The sequence below is a fragment of the Gordonia sp. i37 genome (assembly GCF_002043085.1).
Lineage (GTDB): Bacteria > Actinomycetota > Actinomycetes > Mycobacteriales > Mycobacteriaceae > Gordonia > Gordonia polyisoprenivorans.
This window is the reverse complement of sequence record NZ_MVPX01000425.1, coordinates 1-2,214: the sequence shown is the minus strand read 5'-3', so window position 1 is coordinate 2,214 and position 2,214 is coordinate 1. Positions and strand designations below refer to the sequence as shown.

Annotated in this window: 2 protein-coding genes and 1 pseudogene; 2 read left to right on the top strand and 1 reads right to left on the bottom strand. The window is 67.6% G+C overall.

Features of this window, described 5'->3' with window-relative positions; all coding sequences use genetic code 11:
- Positions 1-1,286: FUSC family protein (locus tag B1964_RS21080; RefSeq protein ID WP_079931162.1), on the bottom strand; the 1,286-nt coding region annotated here is incomplete at its 3' end.
- A gap of 158 nt (positions 1,287-1,444) precedes the next feature.
- Here B1964_RS21080 and B1964_RS30505 point away from each other — a divergent pair.
- The gene (locus B1964_RS30505; RefSeq protein WP_155828416.1) at positions 1,445-1,606 is read left to right on the top strand and encodes a hypothetical protein; all 162 of its coding nucleotides are present in this window, start codon (positions 1,445-1,447) and stop codon (positions 1,604-1,606) included.
- Between the two features lie 377 nt (positions 1,607-1,983).
- Positions 1,984-2,214, top strand: a pseudogene (locus B1964_RS21075) (HNH endonuclease); the annotation flags it as partial.

Below are 2,214 nucleotides of genomic sequence, written 5' to 3'. Positions count from 1 at the left end.
GGGGGGGGGCCCCCCCCCAGCCACATCGAGGCGATCGCCAGAACCACGCCCACCAGGGTCTCCAGGAAACGATCGCGGACCGGGACGGTGATGTCGGCCGACGGGGTGCCCATGAGCATCGCCAGCGGCGTGATGAAGGTGACCGCCACCGCGTAGTTGCCGACGATCGTCAGCTCGATCAGCACATTGAGCACGGCGATGACGACGATGAGCGCGGGAACGCCGAGATCGAGCAGATGGAGGGCTGCGAAGACCGCAAGTCCGACGACGGTGCCGGCCAGCCGGTGAGCGCCGCGGATGACCCCGCGAATCCGATCGGGTCCCAACTGCAGGACGAGTACCGCGCCGAGGATCGCCCAGTCCGGCCGGGTGAGGCCGACGACGACCGAGATCGCGCCTGCGCAGAACGCCGAGACGATCACCCGGCCGGTGGTGATCTGGGCGTGGCTGAACGGGGCCGTGGCCATGCGCAGGCGGTGAGCGACCGTCGGACGACCCAGCGGCGGGGAGATCGCCAGCGGGTCGCGAGCGCCGTGCAGTCGATGCATCGACTGCCAGAGCTGTTGTGCCAAAGCGGTATTCGTCGCCGCTGCGTCGTGCAGCACGGTCCACGCATGCAGCGTCGACAGGGCGACGCCGTGCCGTCGGGCGCGATCGGCGCCACGATTGCCGTCCAGGTAGTCCTCCACCGCCGCCATCGCGGCAAGGGTCGCCGAGGTCTCCGGGCCATGGGGACGCCACAGGCCGGGCGCCATTGCCACGATCAGGGAGCCGACGCCACCGGCGGTGGTGGCGACGACGAGCGGACCGAGATCGACGCCGTGGCGCGTCACCACGGACGCGACCGCTGCGGTGAGTACGAAGAAGAACGGACCGGGTGGTCCGAGGCGCAGCGCATTGACCCCGAAGGTGACCAGCGCTGCACCGCAGACCAGTAGTGCGACGATCACCAGATCCTCGGATAATGATGCATCGGGTCCGGCCCACGCACCGAGCGCGCCGTATCCCGCGGACGCCGCCACCAGCAGGACTGCGGCGGTGAGCACCGCCCGCCACCGAACCCGGTAGGGGCGCTTTTCGCCGTACAGAGCCGCGAACCCGCCGAGGGCCGCGAGAAGTGCATCCCGCTCGAAACCCACGAGATACAGCGCCGCGGCGGGTATCGCGAATGCCAACCCGGCCCGCAGCGCCGCAGCCCATCGCCCGCGGATGTCGGGGACGGCGAAGAACGCGCGTCTGATCGACGGACGCGGGGGTGGCGCGGGGCGGGGGTCGGCGTGGGGCATCGCCGACTCACTCTAGAGCGCACGATCGCTGCGGTCACCGGCGATCAGCAGCACGAGGACAGCCGCCTCCCAACATCGGCTCATACGGTTGGCTCCAGTCGATCGCCGCTTCGAGTCGATCGCCGATGACATCAATCCCGAAGGAGTCGAGAGTCCCCATGCGTAAACACATCCGCCGCCCGGTGTTCCGTCGACTGTCCATAGGTGTGGTCGGTGTCGGCATCGTCACCGCCGCCGCATCCGGTGGCGTGGCCACGGCCGCGCCACCGGCCCCTGCTCCTGTCACCGCGCCGATCACTGCGCCTGTCGTTCAGAAGTAGAGCGCGGGTCGCGAGGCCTCTCCCGGTGGTCGCGAACCTTTCTCCCGGTGGTCGAGCTACCCGCCCTACCCGATGGTCGTGACCCCTTCTCCCGGTGGTCGAGCTACCCGCCCTACCCAATGGTCGTGACCCCTTCCGATGGTCGAGGTGCACGGCGCCCCCGGCGCCGGGCCTCGAGACCCGGTGAGACAACAGGACTCCCAACCACATCGGATACTCACACGGCGAAATTGCACCGCTTACCACATCCCACCGACAAGACTTCAGCGCCGAAACACGTTGTCCACAAGCAGAATTGATCAAGAATAGCCATTGCATCGAACGTACTTTCCTGTAGACTGGACCCATCGCACCGATCAGCCACTGGGGAGGGGCCCATGATCGACACCACTGAAGCTCTCGACGCTGGAACTGTCGACGCCGAAGCAGTTTTCGCCGCCATCGTCACCCGACTCGGCGACCTGCAATGGAATCCGGAGATGACCGGGCCACAGGCCTTCGGTGCGATGAAGCAAGTCCTGTTGTTGCGGAACCTGGTTGATCATCACGCGACCACCCTCACCGGTGAGATGGACCGGCTGGGAGTGGCCGATCACAAGACGACCCGG